General features: G+C 33.4%; 17 protein-coding genes and 1 riboswitch. Of the genes, 11 read left to right on the forward strand and 6 right to left on the reverse strand.

The annotated features are described in order from the left end of the window. Positions 1–20: 20 nt before the first annotated feature. Both ACZ5CF_RS10145 and ACZ5CF_RS10150 read right to left on the reverse strand, forming a co-directional pair. Complete coding sequence (locus tag ACZ5CF_RS10145) at positions 21–455, reverse strand: hypothetical protein (protein ID WP_464579249.1); 435 nt, start codon at positions 453–455, stop codon at positions 21–23. Continuing rightward, positions 442–951, reverse strand: coding sequence for an RNA polymerase sigma factor (locus tag ACZ5CF_RS10150; protein ID WP_464579250.1), 510 nt, complete (start codon positions 949–951; stop codon positions 442–444). The genes ACZ5CF_RS10145 and ACZ5CF_RS10150 overlap by 14 nt, the downstream gene beginning before the upstream one ends. 148 nt (positions 952–1,099) lie before the next feature. Here ACZ5CF_RS10150 and ACZ5CF_RS10155 point away from each other — a divergent pair, with 148 nt between their 5' ends. Continuing rightward, positions 1,100–2,602 (forward strand): S41 family peptidase, encoded by a 1,503-nt coding sequence (locus ACZ5CF_RS10155; RefSeq protein ID WP_464579252.1) that lies wholly within the window; start codon positions 1,100–1,102, stop codon positions 2,600–2,602. Between the two features lie 50 nt (positions 2,603–2,652). Further along, entirely contained in the window at positions 2,653–4,095 is a 1,443-nt protein-coding gene (locus tag ACZ5CF_RS10160; protein WP_464579254.1) for a S41 family peptidase, read from the forward strand. Between the two features lie 29 nt (positions 4,096–4,124). Here the strand turns inward: ACZ5CF_RS10160 and ACZ5CF_RS10165 are convergent, their stop codons facing one another. Beyond that, entirely contained in the window at positions 4,125–6,032 is a 1,908-nt protein-coding gene (locus tag ACZ5CF_RS10165) for a TonB-dependent receptor plug domain-containing protein (protein ID WP_464579255.1), read from the reverse strand. A 72-nt stretch (positions 6,033–6,104) separates the two neighbouring features. Further along, a riboswitch (cobalamin riboswitch) is annotated at positions 6,105–6,301 on the reverse strand. A 56-nt stretch (positions 6,302–6,357) separates the two neighbouring features. Between ACZ5CF_RS10165 and ACZ5CF_RS10170 the strand changes: the two genes are divergently transcribed. The 6 genes from ACZ5CF_RS10170 to ACZ5CF_RS10195 all read left to right on the forward strand — a co-directional run bounded on the left by ACZ5CF_RS10170 (position 6,358) and on the right by ACZ5CF_RS10195 (position 12,098). Further along, positions 6,358–7,497, forward strand: a complete 1,140-nt coding sequence (locus tag ACZ5CF_RS10170; RefSeq protein WP_464579256.1) for an ABC transporter substrate-binding protein — start codon at positions 6,358–6,360, stop codon at positions 7,495–7,497. Continuing rightward, entirely contained in the window at positions 7,494–8,522 is a 1,029-nt protein-coding gene (locus tag ACZ5CF_RS10175; protein ID WP_464579258.1) for an iron chelate uptake ABC transporter family permease subunit, read from the forward strand. Before ACZ5CF_RS10170 ends, ACZ5CF_RS10175 begins: the two co-directional genes overlap by 4 nt. Before the next feature lie 7 nt (positions 8,523–8,529). After that, positions 8,530–9,318, forward strand: a complete 789-nt coding sequence (locus ACZ5CF_RS10180; protein WP_464579260.1) for an ABC transporter ATP-binding protein — start codon at positions 8,530–8,532, stop codon at positions 9,316–9,318. Between the two features lie 62 nt (positions 9,319–9,380). After that, a complete protein-coding gene (locus ACZ5CF_RS10185) occupies positions 9,381–10,712 on the forward strand; it encodes a DNA recombination protein RmuC (protein ID WP_464579261.1) in 1,332 nt (443 codons plus the stop codon). 73 nt (positions 10,713–10,785) lie between these two features. Further along, positions 10,786–11,400 carry a SatD family protein gene (locus ACZ5CF_RS10190; RefSeq protein WP_464579262.1) on the forward strand — a complete coding sequence of 205 codons (615 nt, stop codon included), beginning with the start codon at positions 10,786–10,788 and terminating at the stop codon, positions 11,398–11,400. Between the two features lie 2 nt (positions 11,401–11,402). Beyond that, positions 11,403–12,098, forward strand: coding sequence for a DUF3307 domain-containing protein (locus tag ACZ5CF_RS10195; RefSeq protein WP_464579263.1), 696 nt, complete (start codon positions 11,403–11,405; stop codon positions 12,096–12,098). Here ACZ5CF_RS10195 and ACZ5CF_RS10200 read toward each other — a convergent pair. Continuing rightward, positions 12,095–12,949, reverse strand: a complete 855-nt coding sequence (locus tag ACZ5CF_RS10200) for a DUF5777 family beta-barrel protein (RefSeq protein ID WP_464579265.1) — start codon at positions 12,947–12,949, stop codon at positions 12,095–12,097. The two genes, ACZ5CF_RS10195 and ACZ5CF_RS10200, sit on opposite strands and share 4 nt — an antisense overlap. Before the next feature lie 132 nt (positions 12,950–13,081). Between ACZ5CF_RS10200 and ACZ5CF_RS10205 the strand changes: the two genes are divergently transcribed. Further along, a complete protein-coding gene (locus ACZ5CF_RS10205; protein ID WP_464579267.1) occupies positions 13,082–13,423 on the forward strand; it encodes a hypothetical protein in 342 nt (113 codons plus the stop codon). Positions 13,424–13,426: 3 nt separating this feature from the next. After that, positions 13,427–13,969 (forward strand): YceI family protein, encoded by a 543-nt coding sequence (locus ACZ5CF_RS10210; RefSeq protein WP_464579268.1) that lies wholly within the window; start codon positions 13,427–13,429, stop codon positions 13,967–13,969. Between the two features lie 41 nt (positions 13,970–14,010). On the opposite strand, the gene carB is transcribed toward ACZ5CF_RS10210, so the two are convergent. Both carB and rpmH read right to left on the reverse strand, forming a co-directional pair. Continuing rightward, positions 14,011–16,863, reverse strand: coding sequence for a carbamoyl-phosphate synthase large subunit (carB, locus tag ACZ5CF_RS10215; RefSeq protein WP_464579270.1), 2,853 nt, complete (start codon positions 16,861–16,863; stop codon positions 14,011–14,013). 103 nt (positions 16,864–16,966) lie between these two features. After that, positions 16,967–17,125 (reverse strand): 50S ribosomal protein L34, encoded by a 159-nt coding sequence (gene rpmH, locus ACZ5CF_RS10220; RefSeq protein WP_311350748.1) that lies wholly within the window; start codon positions 17,123–17,125, stop codon positions 16,967–16,969. 157 nt (positions 17,126–17,282) lie between these two features. On the opposite strand from rpmH, the gene ACZ5CF_RS10225 reads away from it, so the two are divergent. Beyond that, on the forward strand, positions 17,283–18,173 hold the full coding sequence (locus ACZ5CF_RS10225; protein WP_464579272.1) for a DUF6263 family protein: 891 nt from the start codon (positions 17,283–17,285) through the stop codon (positions 18,171–18,173). Position 18,174: the final 1 nt, after the last annotated feature.

Here is an 18,174-nt window from a genome sequence, read left to right on the forward strand (position 1 = left end):
TTTTTAAATTGTGTTAAAGGTTATTTTAAAATTTTGTTTTTTGCTTGTTCAAATTCGCCCAAATAAGCAATTTTTTCAGTTCCCTTATTTAAGTTTTGCGCAATAAGGTCTAATGCTTTTTTGGTTTCTTGGTAGGCAAGTTCCGGGTTGTTTATAACCTGTTTGTTGCCAGAGGCATTGTTAGTGCCAAAATAAACGCCAAACACCAATGCAACTACAGCTGCCACAGAAATCCACTGATACACAATTTGCTTTTTAGATTTTAATGGAACGGGTCTGGTAGACTGTTCGGTTTTGGCTACAGAAAAGTACTCAAACATTGGTTTGTATTGCTCTAAGTGCGGCGCCACATTATTTTGAGAGAAATACGATTGTAATGTTTGCTCTTCGGCAACGGTTGTACGTGCCTCAAAATACTTTTCTAAAAGGTTTTCTATTTTTTTAACTAACTCCATAGTTGTGTTTTTTTATTAGTTGTTCTCTAACAGCCTTTCTGGCTCTAGAAAGTGTTACTCTAACAGCCGTTGGGTTCATATCTAACATGGCTGCAATCTCATCAAAATCGTATTGTTCTACATCACGTAATTGCAATACTAATTTTTGTTGTTCTGGCAAGCTTTGCATAATTTTTTGTACCCATTGTATGCTATCTGATACTTCTGCCTGTTTGTGTACAGATTGGTTGTTGTCTTTATAATTACTATGAACCAATTTTAAGTTAGATGCTTGTTTAGATTTTAACCTGTCTAAACAGTAATTTTTGGTCATAGTCATTGCAAAAGCTTCAACATTCTTGTAGGTTGCTATTTTTTTATTGTTAGACCACAACTTTAATAATATTTCTTGTGTTGCGTCTTCGGCTTCTTCGTTAGATACGAGTAAGCGTTTAGCTAACCTGTACATTTTATCTTTAAAAGGCAATACAATATGTAAAAAATCTGCCTGCTTCATGTTGCATTAGTTGGTTGTAAACCACTATTTAAAAGTGCGTTACAATAGGAAGACGAAATACTCTTAAAATTGTTACAAAAAATTTTGTTTTGATTTGAATGTAAGTATTTTTGGATAAGAATAGACTAAAAAGTATAAATTTAAAACCATGAAAAATAAATTTTACGGAATGTTTTTTCTTTCGCTCGTAGCAATATTTTTTATTGCTTGTAGTAAAAGTGATGACACTCCTACCCCAAACGGCAATGACAACTCTAACCCAGATCCAGATAATGTTGAGCTTGAAAGTGAAATTAATGATTTTGTCTGGAAAGGTATGAACGAAATTTACCTTTGGCAACAAGACGTTGCTAACTTAGCTGATAGTAAAGATGATGACCAAAATGCATACTATACCTTTTTAAACAGCTACAACACTCCAGAAGCCCTTTTTGATGCCTTGCTATATCAAAAAGATGTGGTAGATAGATTTAGTTTTATTGTAGATGATTATATAGAGTTAGAAAAATCATTTCAGGGTATATCTAAAAGTAACGGTTTAGATTTTAGGTTAGGCTATATTGGAGACTCTAACGATCTTTTTGGATATGTTAGGTACGTAGCTGCCGGCTCTGATGCAGCTACAAAAGATATTAAAAGAGGGGATTTCTTTTTAACCGTAGATGGCCAGCAACTAAATATTAACAACTATCAACAACTATTATTTGGTGAGAATGATACTTATACACTTGGCATGGCAGATGTTAACGGCTCTACCATCACTCCAAATGGTAAAGAAGTTACCCTAACAAAGTTTGAGTTTACAGAAAACCCAATTCTTGTTAGTAAAACCATCGAAGAAAACGGAGTTAAAATTGGCTATTTAATGTACAACGGCTTTATTGCCGATTTTGATGATGAGTTAAATAATGCATTAGCCCAATTAAAATCTGAAGGAATTACCGAATTAGTTTTAGACTTGCGCTACAACGGAGGAGGAAGAGTATCATCGGCTGTAATCTTATCAAGTATTATTGCTGCACAGCAAACATCAACAGCAGATGTGTTCACTACAGAACAATGGAATGACAGATACCAAACCTATTTTGAGCAAAATGCTCCGGATAGGCTTGTAAATTACTTTACCGATACGCTTTTAGATGGTACACCTATTACAGAGCTTAATTTAAACAGAGTGTATGTTCTTACAACATCTAGCACAGCTTCTGCAAGTGAGTTGGTTATAAATGGTTTAGAGCCCTATATAAATGTCATTCAAATTGGCACAAACACAACAGGTAAATACACTGCTTCTGTAACACTTTACGATTCTCCTAACTTCGGACGTGATAATGCTAATCCTAATCATACATACGCCATTCAGCCATTAGTATTAAAATCTGCTAATGCTAACGGAGTAACAGATTATTTTAACGGATTAACACCAGATATTGAAATCTCTGAAGATATAACCAATATGGGAGTTTTAGGCGATAAGAATGAACCGTTATTAGCAGAAGCTATTGCTCATATTACAGGTGCATCTGGCAAGCAATTTACTCGAAAAAAAGCTCCTTTCGCGTTTAAAGATGTAGCCGGATCAAAAGATTTTACACTTTTAAAAGACAACATGTTTATAGATATAAACCGAATAAAACTTCCTGAAAACTAAAAAAAGGCCGCTTAAAAGCGGCTTTTTTTATTTATGTATATATTTAAAGTATGAAAAAAACATACATATTCCTACTTTTTGTTATTGCCTTTATCTCTTGCTCAGACCAAGATGATAATGCTGTTGTTATAAATCCGCAAGTTCAGGTACAAGATTTTGTCTGGAAAAGCTTGAACCTTTGGTATTTTTGGCAAGCTGAATCTGCTAATTTGGCTGATGACAGGTTTGCATCTAACCAAGAATACGTATCGTATTTAGAACAATTCACAGATATTGAAGCATTTTTTTACAACGAATTAATAGTTTCTGATGACAGATTTAGCTTTATAGCAGCCAATTACAACGATTTATTAAATGCCCAACAAGGTGTATTTAAAAGTAACGGAGTAGAATTTGGATTGGTTATTTACGATACCGATAAAGTTTTAGGATACGTTAGGTATATTGTTCCAAATTCTGATGCTGCAACTAAAAATATAAACAGGGGCGATATTTTTATTGGTGTTAATGGTACTACGCTTACATTAACTAATTATCAAGAGCTATTATTTGGTGAAAACGATACCTATACGCTTAATATGGCTACCATTAGTAACAATACTGTAACACCAAACGGACAAGAAGTTACACTAACCAAAACAGAGCTTACAGAAAATCCTGTTTACTTAAGCAAAGTTATTGAAGACTCCGGTAGAAAAATTGGTTACTTAGTGTACAATGGCTTTACTAGTAATTTTGATGAAGATTTAAATAATGTATTCGGACAATTTAAAAACCAAGGTGTAACCGATTTAATTTTAGACCTTAGGTATAACCCCGGAGGTTCTGTAAGATCGTCTGTACAACTTGCCAGCATGGTAACCGGACAGTTTACCGGGCAATTATTTATTAGACAACGCTGGAATGATAAAATACAAGCACAACTATCTGATGCTTTTTTAAATGATTATTTTACAGACGAACTCTCTAATGGTACTACAATTAACAGTTTAGGGCTTCAAAAAGTTTATATTTTAACTACCGGTAGCACAGCTTCGGCCAGTGAGTTGGTAATTAATGGACTTACTCCCTACATAGATGTTGTGCAAATAGGGGAAACTACACGCGGAAAAAACGAATTTTCTATTACACTTTTAGACGATCCGGAAAATAGTTATTTATATAATGAAGAAAGGCTTAATCAAGTAAACTCAAGTCATACTTGGGGATTACAACCATTGGTTGGAAGAAACGAAAATGCTGCAGGTTTCTCTGATTATACAAATGGCCTGCCTCCTACTATTGCTCTAGAAGAAGATTTAGAAAATTTAGGTGTTTTAGGTAATGAAAATGAACCTCTATTGGCTAGAGCCTTGCAAGAAATTACCGGTAACTCTGGTAAATATGGGTTTTACGCTCCTAAAATGCCTGTTAAAGTAATTGATGAATCTAAAGCTCACACTCCAAACCAATTTAGAATGTATTTACAAAAACAACTTCCTTTTAATAATTAAAAAAAGCCGCTTTAAAGCGGCTTTTTTTATCAGTATAAATTATAATTTACTCCAACACTAAAGTTTCTTCCAAGGGTAGAAAACCTATAAATTTCTGTGTATGTTTCATTAAATAAATTTGTAACGCTACCATAAAGCGTAAGCTTATCATTTAATATCTTTTTACTTAAAAAAATATCAATCAAACTATAGGAGCTATCGGTAACTTCAGGGAAAAAATTAATTAAACGCTCTCCAAAATAATTATAGTTTACCGCTATCCCGTTACCATTGTGGTTATAACTTAATGTACTGGATATTTTATGTTTAGGTATTTGTAGCATTAACGCTTTTTCTCTGTTTATAAAAGTATGGTTTGCATTCCAGCTTATTTTGTTTGTTATATCCCAATTTACTATTGTTTCTAAACCTCTAGCAAAAGAATTCCCAACATTGTTTCTGTACTCCGCCTGAAAAGTAACCGGGTTTATGGTATAAAAAATTACAGCTTCTTTCTCTTCTCTGTAAAAGAAAGTGGTATTAAACAAAAAATTATGGCGCGCAAACTCAAAACCTACCTCATAGGTGAAATTTTTCTCCGGCTTCAAGTCCGGATTTCCATATGTTGGGTCAAAAAGCTGAAACAATGTAGGCGTTATGTAGGCCGAACTAAATGAGCTTATTAATTTTACAACAGATGTTTCAGATAATTTAAACCTGTAAGAAGGATTAATGTTTACTACCGCATAGCTATTGTATTCGCTATGAAAATTAAGTCGTAACCCTGTATTTAAATTAAATCCTGAATCAGATACAAATACACTTGTAATATATGGGTCTACCGTAGTAAATGTAGCATTATCTGCATCTAAACTGGTAATATAATTACCGGTATTAAAATCTATAACTGTATTATCTGCACTATGCTTTTGAATATTAATGCCTGTTAAAAGATTTAATTTACGCGATATACGTACTTTATTAAAAATATCGACTGTAGAACTTTTAGCACTAAAGGTGCTCGGGAAAGACGTTTCTTTAAAATCTCTGTCAAAATCCTGAAACGAAATGTTTGCAAACAATTCTCCTTTGTTATAACTGTACCTTGGCGATATTACAACTCCTTTTTGGGTGTTTCGGGCTGTATTATTGGCATCTGTGAATCCAAAAGTTTCATCAAATGAAACCTTATTTTTTTGAAATATCCCTGAGGTGTTTACAGAAAATTTATTGGAAAACTCATAGTTAAGTTTTACCAAGGCATTTACCTTTTGAAACGGGTTAGCCTTAAAATCTTCTCCAGAAAGCGCCGACAACCCTTCTGTGTAAGTGGCTCCAAAATTTGCCAGATATGATAACGCATTAGCCTTGCCCGATAATGTTAAAGCACCGGTGTAGCTATCGGGGGCAATGCTTTTATTTTGCTGGTCATTATTTGTGCTAACTTGTGTGTTTACTGAGGCTTTAAAAGTGTTTGATTCCGGTTTTTTTAATGTAATATTTATAACTCCGGTAGCTGCATTTGCACCGTAAAGTGTACTGGCTGCTCCTTTTATAATTTCTATAGATTCTATTTGATTTACAGTTAGTAAATTCAAATCAAAATCATTAGCAATTGCCGATTGGTCTGATACCGCTACCCCATCAATTAAAACTAAAACTTGTTTGTTTCTTCCTCCTCTAAAATAATACCCTAAGTTTTGGCCAGATACACTATTACTGCCGTTAATTACAATTCCGGCTAAAGTGTTTAAAATTTGAGGTAATGTTTTACCCTTAACTTTTTCTAAATCTTCTGATGTAATTTTTTGCACTACCTTACCTGAGTGCTTCCTTTTTAGTGGCAGTCTTGAGTCTGTAACCACTACTTCATCTAAAGTTTGAATTTGATTTTCTTGTCCGTACAATTTAATGCTTAGCAATAGTAAAATTGCCGGAAATAAATAGTTTCTTTTCATTTTTAATAAAAATAAAAAGGGAGAAAAGCATGAAGTTTACCCATACCTAAACTTTTATCCCGAAAGTTAGACATATATGTTACAATACAGGCAGGTCTCCTGGCTCGCGTCTTAATATGAGTCTTCCCAAAACAAAAGTTTCAGTGACATTGTAGGCATATTAAGCACCTAAAAAGGCTTAGCTTACAGTTGCGGGAACAGCTCAGGTTTTTCACCTGATTCCCTTTTAATTACTACCTAAGTAGTAAACCTGTATTGTCTCTGCGAAGGTAAACAAATTATGGTTTAACACACATATAATAATAATTAATATTACTTTTGATATATGGTAAATAAAGTACTGCTTTGTATATTTATTATTGCTGGATTGTTGGGATGTAAAGAAACCAACAATACTGAAAATAATTTACCTGACTTACAAAGCAATACACCTAAGTATGCAACCGGATTTACCATTAAAAAGGGCGACTACTATTCGGTAATTACTGTTACAAATCCTTGGCCAGAAGCAGAACGCCATTTTACATATTTACTTTTAGGCCACAATATGCCTGTTCCTGAAAATGTAAATTATAACACCATAGTTAGAATTCCGGTAAAAAAAGTTGTAGTTACATCAACCACACATATCCCTGCTTTAGAAAGCTTAGGAGTTTTAAACAGTTTAATTGGTTTTCCTGACACGCATTATATATCCTCTAAAAAAGCTCGTAATCTGGTAGAAGACGGTCATATAACAGAGTTAGGTTCTAACGAGAGTATTAATGCAGAGGTACTACTAAATTTAAAACCCGATGTTGTTTTTGGATTTAGCATTAATAATGCTAATAAAACTTACAACACCATAAAAAATAGTGGAATTCCTGTGGTTTATAATGGCGATTGGACTGAGCAAACACCCTTAGGAAAAGCAGAATGGATAAAGTTTTTTGCTCCTTTTTTTAATAAAGAAAAGGTTGCAGACAGTCTTTTTTCCGTTATAGAGCAAAACTATATTAATGCTAAAAAAATAGCTGCTAAAACTAAAGTAAAACCTAAAGTTATTAGCGGCTCTATGTACAAAGATGTTTGGTATGCGCCGGCAGGAAATAGTTGGATGGCTACTTTTTTAGAAGATGCTAATGCAAATTATGTCTGGAAAAACACTAAAGGAACCGGAAGTTTAACGTTAAGTTTTGAAAGCGCTTTAGAGCAAGGTACAGATGCTACCTATTGGATTGCTCCCGGACAGTTTGTTTCTTATACAAAGTTGTTAAATGAAAGTGAACACTATCAAAAATTTAAGTCGTTCATCAACAAAAAAATATACACATTTAGTCTTACAAAAGGTGAAACCGGAGGTATTTTGTATTATGAATTAGCACCAAACAGACCAGATATAGTTTTAAAAGATATTATTAAAATTGTACACCCAAATGTGTTGCCTGATTATAAACCTGTATTTTTTAAACCCTTATTGCCTTGAAGTTACATTACAGTAAATACCTTTTTTTTGTTTTACCGGTACTACTTTTTTTGGCTTTACTTTTAAATATTAGTTTAGGCTCAGTACACATTCCTTTTAAAAATGTTATAAATTCTCTTTTTGGATTAGAAACTTCTAATCCTACTTGGCAGTATATAATTTTAAATTATAGATTACCCAAAGCCATTACAGCAGTAATTGTTGGCTCGGGTTTATCGTTAAGTGGGTTGTTAATGCAAACCCTTTTTAGAAATCCGCTTGCCGGCCCTTTTGTTTTAGGAATTAGTTCTGGTGCAAGCTTAGGGGTTGCCTTTGTAATTATGGGTAGCGGATTGTTAGGAGGCTTATTAGGCACAATTTTACAAGGTACAGCAGCCATAACTATTGCAGCTATAATTGGAAGTTTTTTGGTTTTACTTACAGTTTTGCTGGTGGCAAATAAAGTTAGAGACACCATGGCTTTATTAATTATAGGGCTTATGTTTGGCAGTATTACAACAGCAATAGTTAGTGTATTATCGTATTTTACAAATTCAGAGAAGCTTCAACAATACGTATTTTGGTCTTTTGGTAGTTTAGGAAACTTATCATGGACTTCTGTTATATTGCTTTCCGGGTTGCTTTTAATAGGAATTATATTTAGTATAATACTTTTAAAGGGATTAGACGCCTTACTTTTAGGAGAAAATTACGCACGAAGTCTTGGAATATCAATTCAAAAAACACGCATATTAATTATAGTAACCACCAGTATTTTAGCCGGAGGAATTACAGCTTTTGCAGGTCCCATAGCCTTTATTGGGTTAGCAGTACCACATTTAACTAAGCAGTTTTTTAATACCAATTTACACTATGTAATGGTTCCGGGGGTGGTTTTAACAGGAAGCATTTTGATGCTATTTTGCGACACCATTGCTCAATTACCGGGTAATGCATTTACACTGCCAATTAATGCCATAACTTCTATAGTGGGCGCTCCGGTTGTAATTTGGTTATTGGTTAGAAAACAAAAAATGATTTTTTAAAATCTTAATGATCAAAACAAAAGAAATAATATCGCTTAAAAACCTGTCTATTGGCTACCAAAAAAAAGGAACAAAAACGGTTGTTGCTTCTAAAATTAACGCAACTGTACAGGCAGGAAATTTGGTGGCTATTGTAGGAGCAAACGGTGTTGGTAAATCTACTTTAATTAGAACTCTGGCCGGAGTACAACCATATCTTTCCGGAGAAATTCTATTAAATCAAAAATCGATAAAAGCATACACACAAAAGCAGTTAGCTCAGCTAATGAGCTTAGTTTTAACCGAGCCTATTCCGGCAAAAAACTTAACCGTTAAAGAAGTTGTTGCTCTTGGCAGACAGCCCTATACAAATTGGTTAGGAACACTAACGGTAGATGATATTAAAGCTATAAACAACGCTATAAAAAGCACCCAAATCGAACAACTAAAAGACCAAAAATGTTATGAGCTAAGTGATGGGCAATTGCAAAAAGTAATGCTTGCAAGAGCTTTGGCTCAGCAAACCAATATTATACTGTTAGATGAGCCTACAACGCACTTAGATATTTACCATAAAGTGTATATTTTAAAACTATTACAGCAAATTGCAAAGTCTACAAACCGAACAATTTTATTTTCTACGCACGAAATAGATTTAGCTATAAATCTTTGCGATTATCTTTTAATTATGACAGCAGACCAATGTTACTACAATACTCCTAAAAAACTTATAGAATTAGGGGTTTTTAATCAGTTATTTCCCGGAGATTTACTGAAATTTGATGCTGCTGCCGGTAAATTTAACGTTAATAAGTAAACCGTAATAGCATACCTTTTTTTAGGTTAAAAATTTATCTTTACACAAAACACATTTTAAAAATGAACGATACTGCTATACTTATAGTTATTGCCCTTATTTTCTTGGCTATTGGTTTATTTTTAGGAATATATATTCAAAAACTAAAAATTAAATCATTAGAAATTGGTGCTCAAGAACGAGAAAAACAAATGCAAGCTTCTTTAGAAAACCTAAAAAGCCAATTAGAAGAAGTTAAGCAAGAAAGAAACACCCTAGACAGAGAAAAACAAGATTTAGCACTATCTAAAAATACACTAGAAATAGAAAACCAAAACTTATTACTAAAACTTAAAGAGCATAAAGAAGAAGTAACAAAATTACAAGAGCAATTTAGTAACGAATTTGAAGTGTTAGCACAAAAAATATTAGAGGAAAAAACAGAAAAATTCACCTCTCAAAACAAAGAAAACATTAAAAATATTTTAGCGCCGCTTCAAGAAAAAATTAAAGCTTTTGAAGAAAAAGTAGAGAGATCACAAGAAAAAAACATAAGCCTTCATTCTGAGTTAAAAGGACAACTACAACACCTGCAATCTTTAAATCAAAAAATAACACAAGAAACAGAAAACCTCACTAAAGCATTAAAAGGCGATAGTAAAACTCAAGGTAATTGGGGCGAACTTGTTTTAGAACGAGTTTTAGAAAAAAGCGGATTAGAAAAAGGACGTGAGTATTTTGTACAACAAAGTTTTAAACGCGAAGACGGCTCGCGAGTTTTACCCGATGTAGTAATAAATTTACCCGATAACAAAAAAATTATTATAGACTCTAAAGTATCGTTAACTGCTTATGAGCGTTATATAACAACAGATGATTCAACTTTAAAAGCTGATGCTTTAAAAGAACATTTAAACTCTATTAAAAAGCATGTAGAGCAACTCTCCGAAAAAAAATATGAAGATTTATACGAAATAGAAAGTCCCGATTTTGTATTGATGTTTATTCCTATAGAACCTGCTTTTGCAGTTGCATTATCTGAAGATAACACGTTATACAATAAAGCTTTCGAGAAAAATATAGTTATTGTTACGCCAACTACACTCCTAGCAACACTGCGTACTATAGATACAATGTGGAATAATGAAAAACAGCAACGCAATGCTATAGATATTGCAAAGCAAGCAGGCGCTCTTTACGATAAATTTGAAGGTTTAGTAAACGATTTAACGCGTGTTGGTAAAAAAATGGACGATGCTAAAACCGAGTATAAAAATGCCATGAATAAGCTTTTTGAAGGTAGAGGCAATATTATAACCACAATAGAAAAAATTAAAAAAATGGGCGCAAAAGCAAAAAAATCATTACCCGAACCTATTTTAAAACGCGCTCAAGAAAACGAGTTAGACGAGTAATACACGATATTCTATATAATCGTTTTTTTAAGCGATATTTTGATTTATCAATAAAAAAGACGATATTTGATGTATGATTGCTGTAATAACCGGAGATATAATTAATTCTAGAGATGTTAGTCCTGAGGTTTGGCTTCCATTATTAAAAAATACGCTACAAGAAATTACCAACAATAATAAGCATTGGGAAATTTATAGAGGTGATAGCTTTCAAGTAGAAATTACTGACTGTAAAAATGCTTTTTTAGCAGCTGTAACAATAAAAGCTGCCATAAAAACCATAAAGCAGTTAGATGTAAGATTGGCCATTGGTATAGGCCATAAAACACACCAGGGAACATCGGTAGCTGAAGCCAGTGGAAGTGCCTTTATTTTTTCGGGCGAAACCCTTGAACGTTTAAAAAAAGAAAAAGTAAACCTGGCTATTAAAACCAATAATGAAGATTTTGATGCCTCACTAAATTTATGTTTTAAGTTAGCATTGATTGCTATGGATAATTGGACAGCCAATTCTGCCGAAATTGTAAAACTCTCCTTAAAACACCCCAACCTATCGCAAACAGCGCTTGGAGCCAAAATAGGAATTAAGCAAAATACCGTAAGTGAACGCCAAAAAAGAGCTTATTTACAAGAAATCTTAGAGTTAAACGTTTTCTTTAAACAAAAAACAACCGCTTTAACAACATAACTATGCTCATATTTGTAAAACTGTTAATTGCTCACTTTTTAGGAGATTTTATTTTTCAACCTAATTCGTGGGTAAGCCATAAAGAAAAACACAAATTAAGTTCTAAAAAGCTTTATTGGCACGTTATTATCCATACCGTTTTGGCTTTTATAGTATTATGGGATTTGCAATTATGGTATGTAGCTGTCTGTATTGGTTTTAGCCATTTGCTTATAGATGCTGCTAAAGTAGAACTTCAGAAAAAAAGTAATAAAAGGCTGTTTTTTTTCTTAGATCAAGCCTTACACACACTTGTTATTTTAGCTCTTTGGTTTGCTGTAGAAGGTAAATATCAAGCTATTGCTATACCGGATTTTATCTGGGTGGCTGTTTTGTGTATTTTATTTTTAACTGAGCCTGCTTCTATACTCATAAAAACAATAATCTCTATTTATACACCAAAAACAGAACTTAAAAAAGACGATTCTTTACAAAATGCAGGTAAATATATAGGAATACTTGAGCGTATTTTAGTCTTTATTTTTATTGCTACTCAACATTGGGAAGGAGTTGGTTTTTTAATTGCTGCAAAATCTATATTTAGATTTAGTGATTTAACCGAAGCGAAAGACCGAAAACTTACAGAGTATATTTTAATTGGTACGCTCTTAAGCTTTGGTATTGCTATTGTTGTTGCACTACTGTTTTTACTTTATTAAAAATTAAAAACACGAGTTAAATTAAACCCAAAGTAAAAATTGCCGTCTGTAAAGTCTCCAATGGCATTACCTAAGTAACCGCTCTCAAAAGTGGGTTGGGCATTTGTAAAGTGCAGCTGAAAAACGTGTCCGCCGGTTTCTATATCAACACCAACAGATAAAGGGTTTTTAAATGGAGAACCAGATGCCCTATTTAAGTGCCAACCGTAATCTACATTAATACTCCAACGGTTACTTAACTTATACCTTCCTCCTACTCCTAAAGCAAATTGTGCATTATCTTGTGGAGCAAAATCTACATATCCTTCATAAAAAAAAGTAGGTATTAGCTGTAATGATAATGCATCATTAAATTTTCGAGAAATCAGAATTTGTTGGGTTACAGACACTCGCTCATCAAAATCTACAGGTCTAGATAATAGCTCCTCATCTAACAATGTATTAATAGCTGCTTGGCTATATCCTACTACTGTAACCGGGATTTGATCTGTTTGTGTAAAAAATCTATATTTTAACGATGTATCATAGGTTTTGTTAAATGAACTTCTTGAAATAGCAATATTAAAACCATCAGATATACCATAAATAAAATGTATTCTTGTATTTGCTTCATCTAACCCAAAAAAATCATCAATCCCATTTTTAACACTCCCAAACCTATGAGCTATTACTAAATGTAAAGATTTGGCTGACACTAATTTGGTAGATTCAAAATTTACAATTTTTAAAGCTTTAAAAGCCGCTTCATACTGTTTTTGAGGGGTTTTGTCTATAGTATTTAATAAGTCGTCTTGAGCATAATTAACTATAGAAATTAAACTGATTGTAAGCGTTAGAATTTTAGTTTTCATAATGATTTGTAAAAAAAGTTAGTCGGTTGTAACAAACAAATACTTACTGCACATACATACTAAAACAAAAAAAACATTGTTTTAAAAGTAAGGATATCCGGTAAAGTATCGACAATCATAAATATACTTATTATGAAAAAATTATTGCCTTTTGTTTTTACGATTTCTTTTTTAGTAGCATGTTCCGGTAGTGACGATGCTGGTACTACGCCACCTGATGAGCCTGTAACCTACCAAGCAGATATTAGGCCCATTATGCAAAATCATTGCGTTTCTTGCCATGGTAATCCAACTACAAATGGTGCTCCAATGGGGCTTACAACATATTTAGAAGTAAAAGATGCGGTAGAAAACAGGTTTTTAATTGATAGAATTAACGATACTAATAATCCTATGCCTGAGAGTGGTTTGTTGCCTATTGCTACCAGGGCTTTAATTGAAAAATGGGTAAATCAAGGTATGCCAGAAAACTAAATAATGTTACGTAGCTTTTTAACCTTATTACTTTTTTTAATTACCCAGAGCAGTTTTACACAGCTTTATAAAACTTCTACTGGTGAAATTACATTTAATGCTTCTACTCCTTTAGAAAATATTTATGCCAAGAATACAGCAGTTAATGGTATTATAAACATTAATGATGGAAAATTTGCTTCGGTTTTACTGATTACAGATTTTAAGTTTAAAAGAAAACTTATGCAGGAGCATTTTAATGAAAATTATTTAGAATCGCATAAATACCCAAAAGCTACATTTACGGGGCAAATAGAAAACTTTTCTACGCTCAACATTACTAACAACGAAATCTCTTTAGCTATAAATGGTATTTTAACCATACACGGCGTTAGTAATAAAATAAAGGCTCCTATTAAAATAAAAAATCAAAATGATACAATCTTATTAAAAACCGAATTTGTAATAAAACCTGAAGATTATAAGATAAAAGTACCCAAACTGGTTTTTAAAAAAATAGCCCAAGAAGTCTTGGTACAAGCACAATATACACTTACAAAACAATAAAGGCTGCTTTAAAAGCAGCCTTTATTTATTTAATTAATTATTTATTTACTTAAGTACATTTTTCTTCTTGAATATAGCTCATAAAACTCATCGTCTTTTAAGCTATTTATAAACAGAATGCTTTCGCCGGTACTCTTCATTTCCGGACCTAGCTTTTTGTTAACATTCGGGAACTTGTTAAAAGAAAACACCGGTTGTTTAATAGCGTATCCTTTTAATTGAGGATTAAATTTAAAGTCTGTTACCTTATTATGCCCTAACATTATTTTGGTAGCATAATTTACATAAGGCTCTTTATACGCTTTAGCAATAAATGGTACGGTTCTAGAAGCTCTTGGGTTGGCTTCTATTACATACACTTTATCATCTTTTATTGCAAACTGAATGTTAATAAGTCCTTTGGTTTTTAAAGCCAATGCTATTTTATGTGTGTGATCTTTAATTTGCTGTAGCACTAAGTCTCCCAGATTAAACGGAGGCAATGTTGCATTACTATCTCCTGAGTGAATTCCGCAAGGTTCTATGTGCTCCATAATACCAATTATGTACACATTTTCGCCATCGCAAATTGCATCGGCCTCTGCTTCTATAGCACCATCAAGATAATGATCTAAAAGGAGTTTATTATTAGGTATTTTTCTGAGTAAATCTACCACATGCTCTTCAAGCTCTTGCTTATTAATTACAATTTTCATCCCCTGCCCTCCTAACACATAAGAAGGTCTTACTAAGATTGGGAAATTAAGTTCATCTGATAGTTTTAGAGCTTGTTCTGCTGTTTCGGCTACTCCAAACTCAGGATAAGGAATATTGTTTTCTTTTAATAGCCTTGAAAAGCTTCCTCTATCTTCGGCTAAATCTAAAGACTTAAAGCTTGTTCCTATAATATTAACTCCGTATTTATCTAACTTTTCGGCTAGTTTTAAAGCTGTCTGCCCACCAAGCTGAACGATAACGCCTTCTGGTTTTTCGTGCTGAATTATATCGTAAATATGTTCCCAGAAAACCGGCTCAAAGTAGAGTTTATGTGCAGTATCAAAATCTGTAGATACAGTTTCGGGGTTACAATTAATCATAATGGTTTCGTACCCACATTCTGCAGCTGCTAAAACACCATGCACACAACAGTAATCAAACTCTATACCTTGCCCTATTCGGTTAGGACCCGATCCTAAAACTATAATTTTTTTCTTGTTTGATGACTCGCTTTCATTATGAACATAACGTTCTCCGTTAGGCGATTCAATCTCATTCTCAAAGGTAGAATAATAATAAGGTGTTTGGGCTTTAAATTCTGCTGCACAAGTATCTACAAGCTTGTACACACGCTTAATACCAAGTTCGTGGCGTCTTTTATGCACTTCGCTTTCCCAGCACCCAAGCATATGAGCAATCTGCCTATCTGCAAACCCTTTTTGCTTAGCCTCTAATAAAAGTTCTTTGGGTAAAGATTCTATGGTGTAATTTTCTATTTCTTTTTCTAAGAAATGTAACTGCTCAAATTGCTTTAAAAACCACATATCGATTTTTGTGATTTCGTGAATTCTACTTAGTGGTATTCCCATCTGAATTGCATCGTAAATCACAAAAACTCTATCCCAGCTTGGGTTGGTTAATTTATCTATAATTACATCGTAATTTTTATAACCCTTACCGTCTGCTCCTAATCCGTTTCTTTTAATTTCGAGTGATTGTGTGGCTTTATGTAAGGCTTCTTGAAAAGAACGCCCAATACCCATTACCTCTCCTACAGATTTCATTTGAAGCCCCAGAGTTCTGTCTGACCCTTCAAACTTATCAAAATTCCATCTCGGAATTTTTACAATCACATAATCTAAGGTAGGTTCAAATAAAGCCGATGTAGATTTGGTTATTTGGTTGCTTAGCTCGTCTAAGGTATAACCAATAGCGAGCTTTGCTGCAATTTTAGCAATCGGGTAACCGGTTGCTTTAGAAGCTAATGCCGATGAGCGCGAAACCCTCGGGTTAATTTCTATGGCAATAATATCCTCATTTTCATCCGGGCTAACAGCAAATTGTACATTACAGCCTCCCACAAAATCACCAATGCTACGCATCATCTTAATAGCCATATCACGCATACGCTGAAATGTTCTATCAGATAGTGTCATTGCAGGCGCAACAGTAATAGAATCTCCGGTATGAATCCCCATTGGGTCCATATTCTCTACCGTACAGATTATTACCACATTATCATTGCTGTCTCTAAGCAGCTCTAACTCATATTCTTTCCAGCCTAAAAGAGCCTTGTCTATTAACACTTCGTGTATAGGTGAGGCTTCTAAACCTCTTGTTAAAAGCTCTTCAAATTGTTCTTTATTATGTACAAAAGATGCTCCCGTACCTCCTAAGGTAAAAGATGGCCTAATTACTAACGGAAAGCCAAACTCTTGTGCTATTTCTTTACCTTTTAAGAAAGATGTAGCTGTTTTAGCCGGTGCAACCGGAATGCCTATTTCTTTTAATAGAGCTTTAAACTTATCTCTGTCTTCTGTTATTTGAATCGCATCTATATCTACACCAATAATCTCTACATTAAAGTCTTCCCAAATGCCTTTTTCATCGGCTTCTATACAGAGGTTTAAAGCTGTTTGCCCACCCATTGTGGGTAACACAGCATCTATTTCAGGGTGATCTTTTAAAACCTCAACTATAGATTTTGTGGTAAGTGGTTTTAAATACACATGATCTGCCATAGACGGATCGGTCATAATTGTGGCAGGATTACTGTTAATAAGAATGGTTTTTATACCATCTTCTTTTAAAGATCGCAACGCTTGAGAACCAGAGTAATCAAACTCACAAGCTTGGCCAATAATAATTGGGCCTGAGCCTAAAATTAAAATGGTGTTGAGGTCTTTTCTTTTTGGCATAGTGTTGTTGTGGTTTAGTATAAATTTATGTTGTTATTAGATATAAAAAAAGGTGTTACCGTTAAAAGTAACACCTTTATATTTGAACGTCTATTTATGACCATTACTTCTTATGTCTTGGCTCAGAAGATACGGTTAGTTTTTTTCTACCTTTTGCTCTTCTTCGAGCAAGCACTTTTCTACCATTGGCAGAAGCCATTCTTTCTCTGAAACCGTGCTTATTTCTTCTCTTTCTTTTTGATGGTTGATATGTTCTTTTCATTGTAAAATATCTTTATCTAAAATACAGAATAAACTATTTAATTTTGTGCTTAACTCTCTTTGGCAAAAGCTGGGCGCAAATATACAAAGAGTTTTTACTTTAGCAAACATAGTTTGAAAAAAAATTAGTTTCTTTGCATCAAAATTAAACTTGGTTCATGCGTCCTTATTTAGCCGCTATTTTAGTAATGTTTTTAATGGTTTTTACTACGGTAAAAGCCCAAAATAGTATTGGCTATTCTTTAAACAAAAATCAGGTTTTTAATATACAACAACAAGCAAAACAGCAACTTATTAATACGGTTGCAAATCAGCAACAAGAAATTACAAATACCATAGAGGGTACAATGAGTTTTAAGGTTGAAAATGCATCCCAAAACGAGTACAAATTATCTATGGTATTTAAGCGTTTTAAAATGAAATCTGTTTCTAGTTTAATAGGAACTCTATTTGAGGTAGATACGCAAGTTACAGACACGTTAGACCCAATGAACAAAACCTTTAAAGCCTTACTTAATAAGCCTATTTATTTTACCATGAATAAGCAAGGTAAAATAAGCAATGTTAATGGTACTCAAAAACTGGTTAATAGTATGCTTAAAGGTTTTGAAGGATTAGTAACTCAAGAAACGTTAGACCATATAAAAGTAAGTCTTGAAAATGATTTTGGAGCTGAAGCTTTGGCTAATAGTTTTGAACAAATGACGTTCTTTTATCCTACGCATCCAATTAAAATTGGAGAAACCTGGAAAAATTCTTACTCAGGAAATGTTACCGCATTAAATACCTGGAAACTTGTGCAAAAAGACAGCAGCCAAATAACTATTGCCGGAGAAAGTGCTGTGAAACTTAACAGTGATGATGACGATGTGTTAATGCAACTTGAAGGAAAACAGAAAACCACCATAATTTGCGATTCTAAAAGTGGTTTTTTAACTAAAATGACTGTTACTCAAGACACCAAAGGAACATCTATTTACAAAAACATAGACCCGAATACAAAAACACCAACAATCTTAAAAGCAACAATAACCTATAAAAGAATCTAAT

Source organism: Lutaonella thermophila (assembly GCF_055387725.1).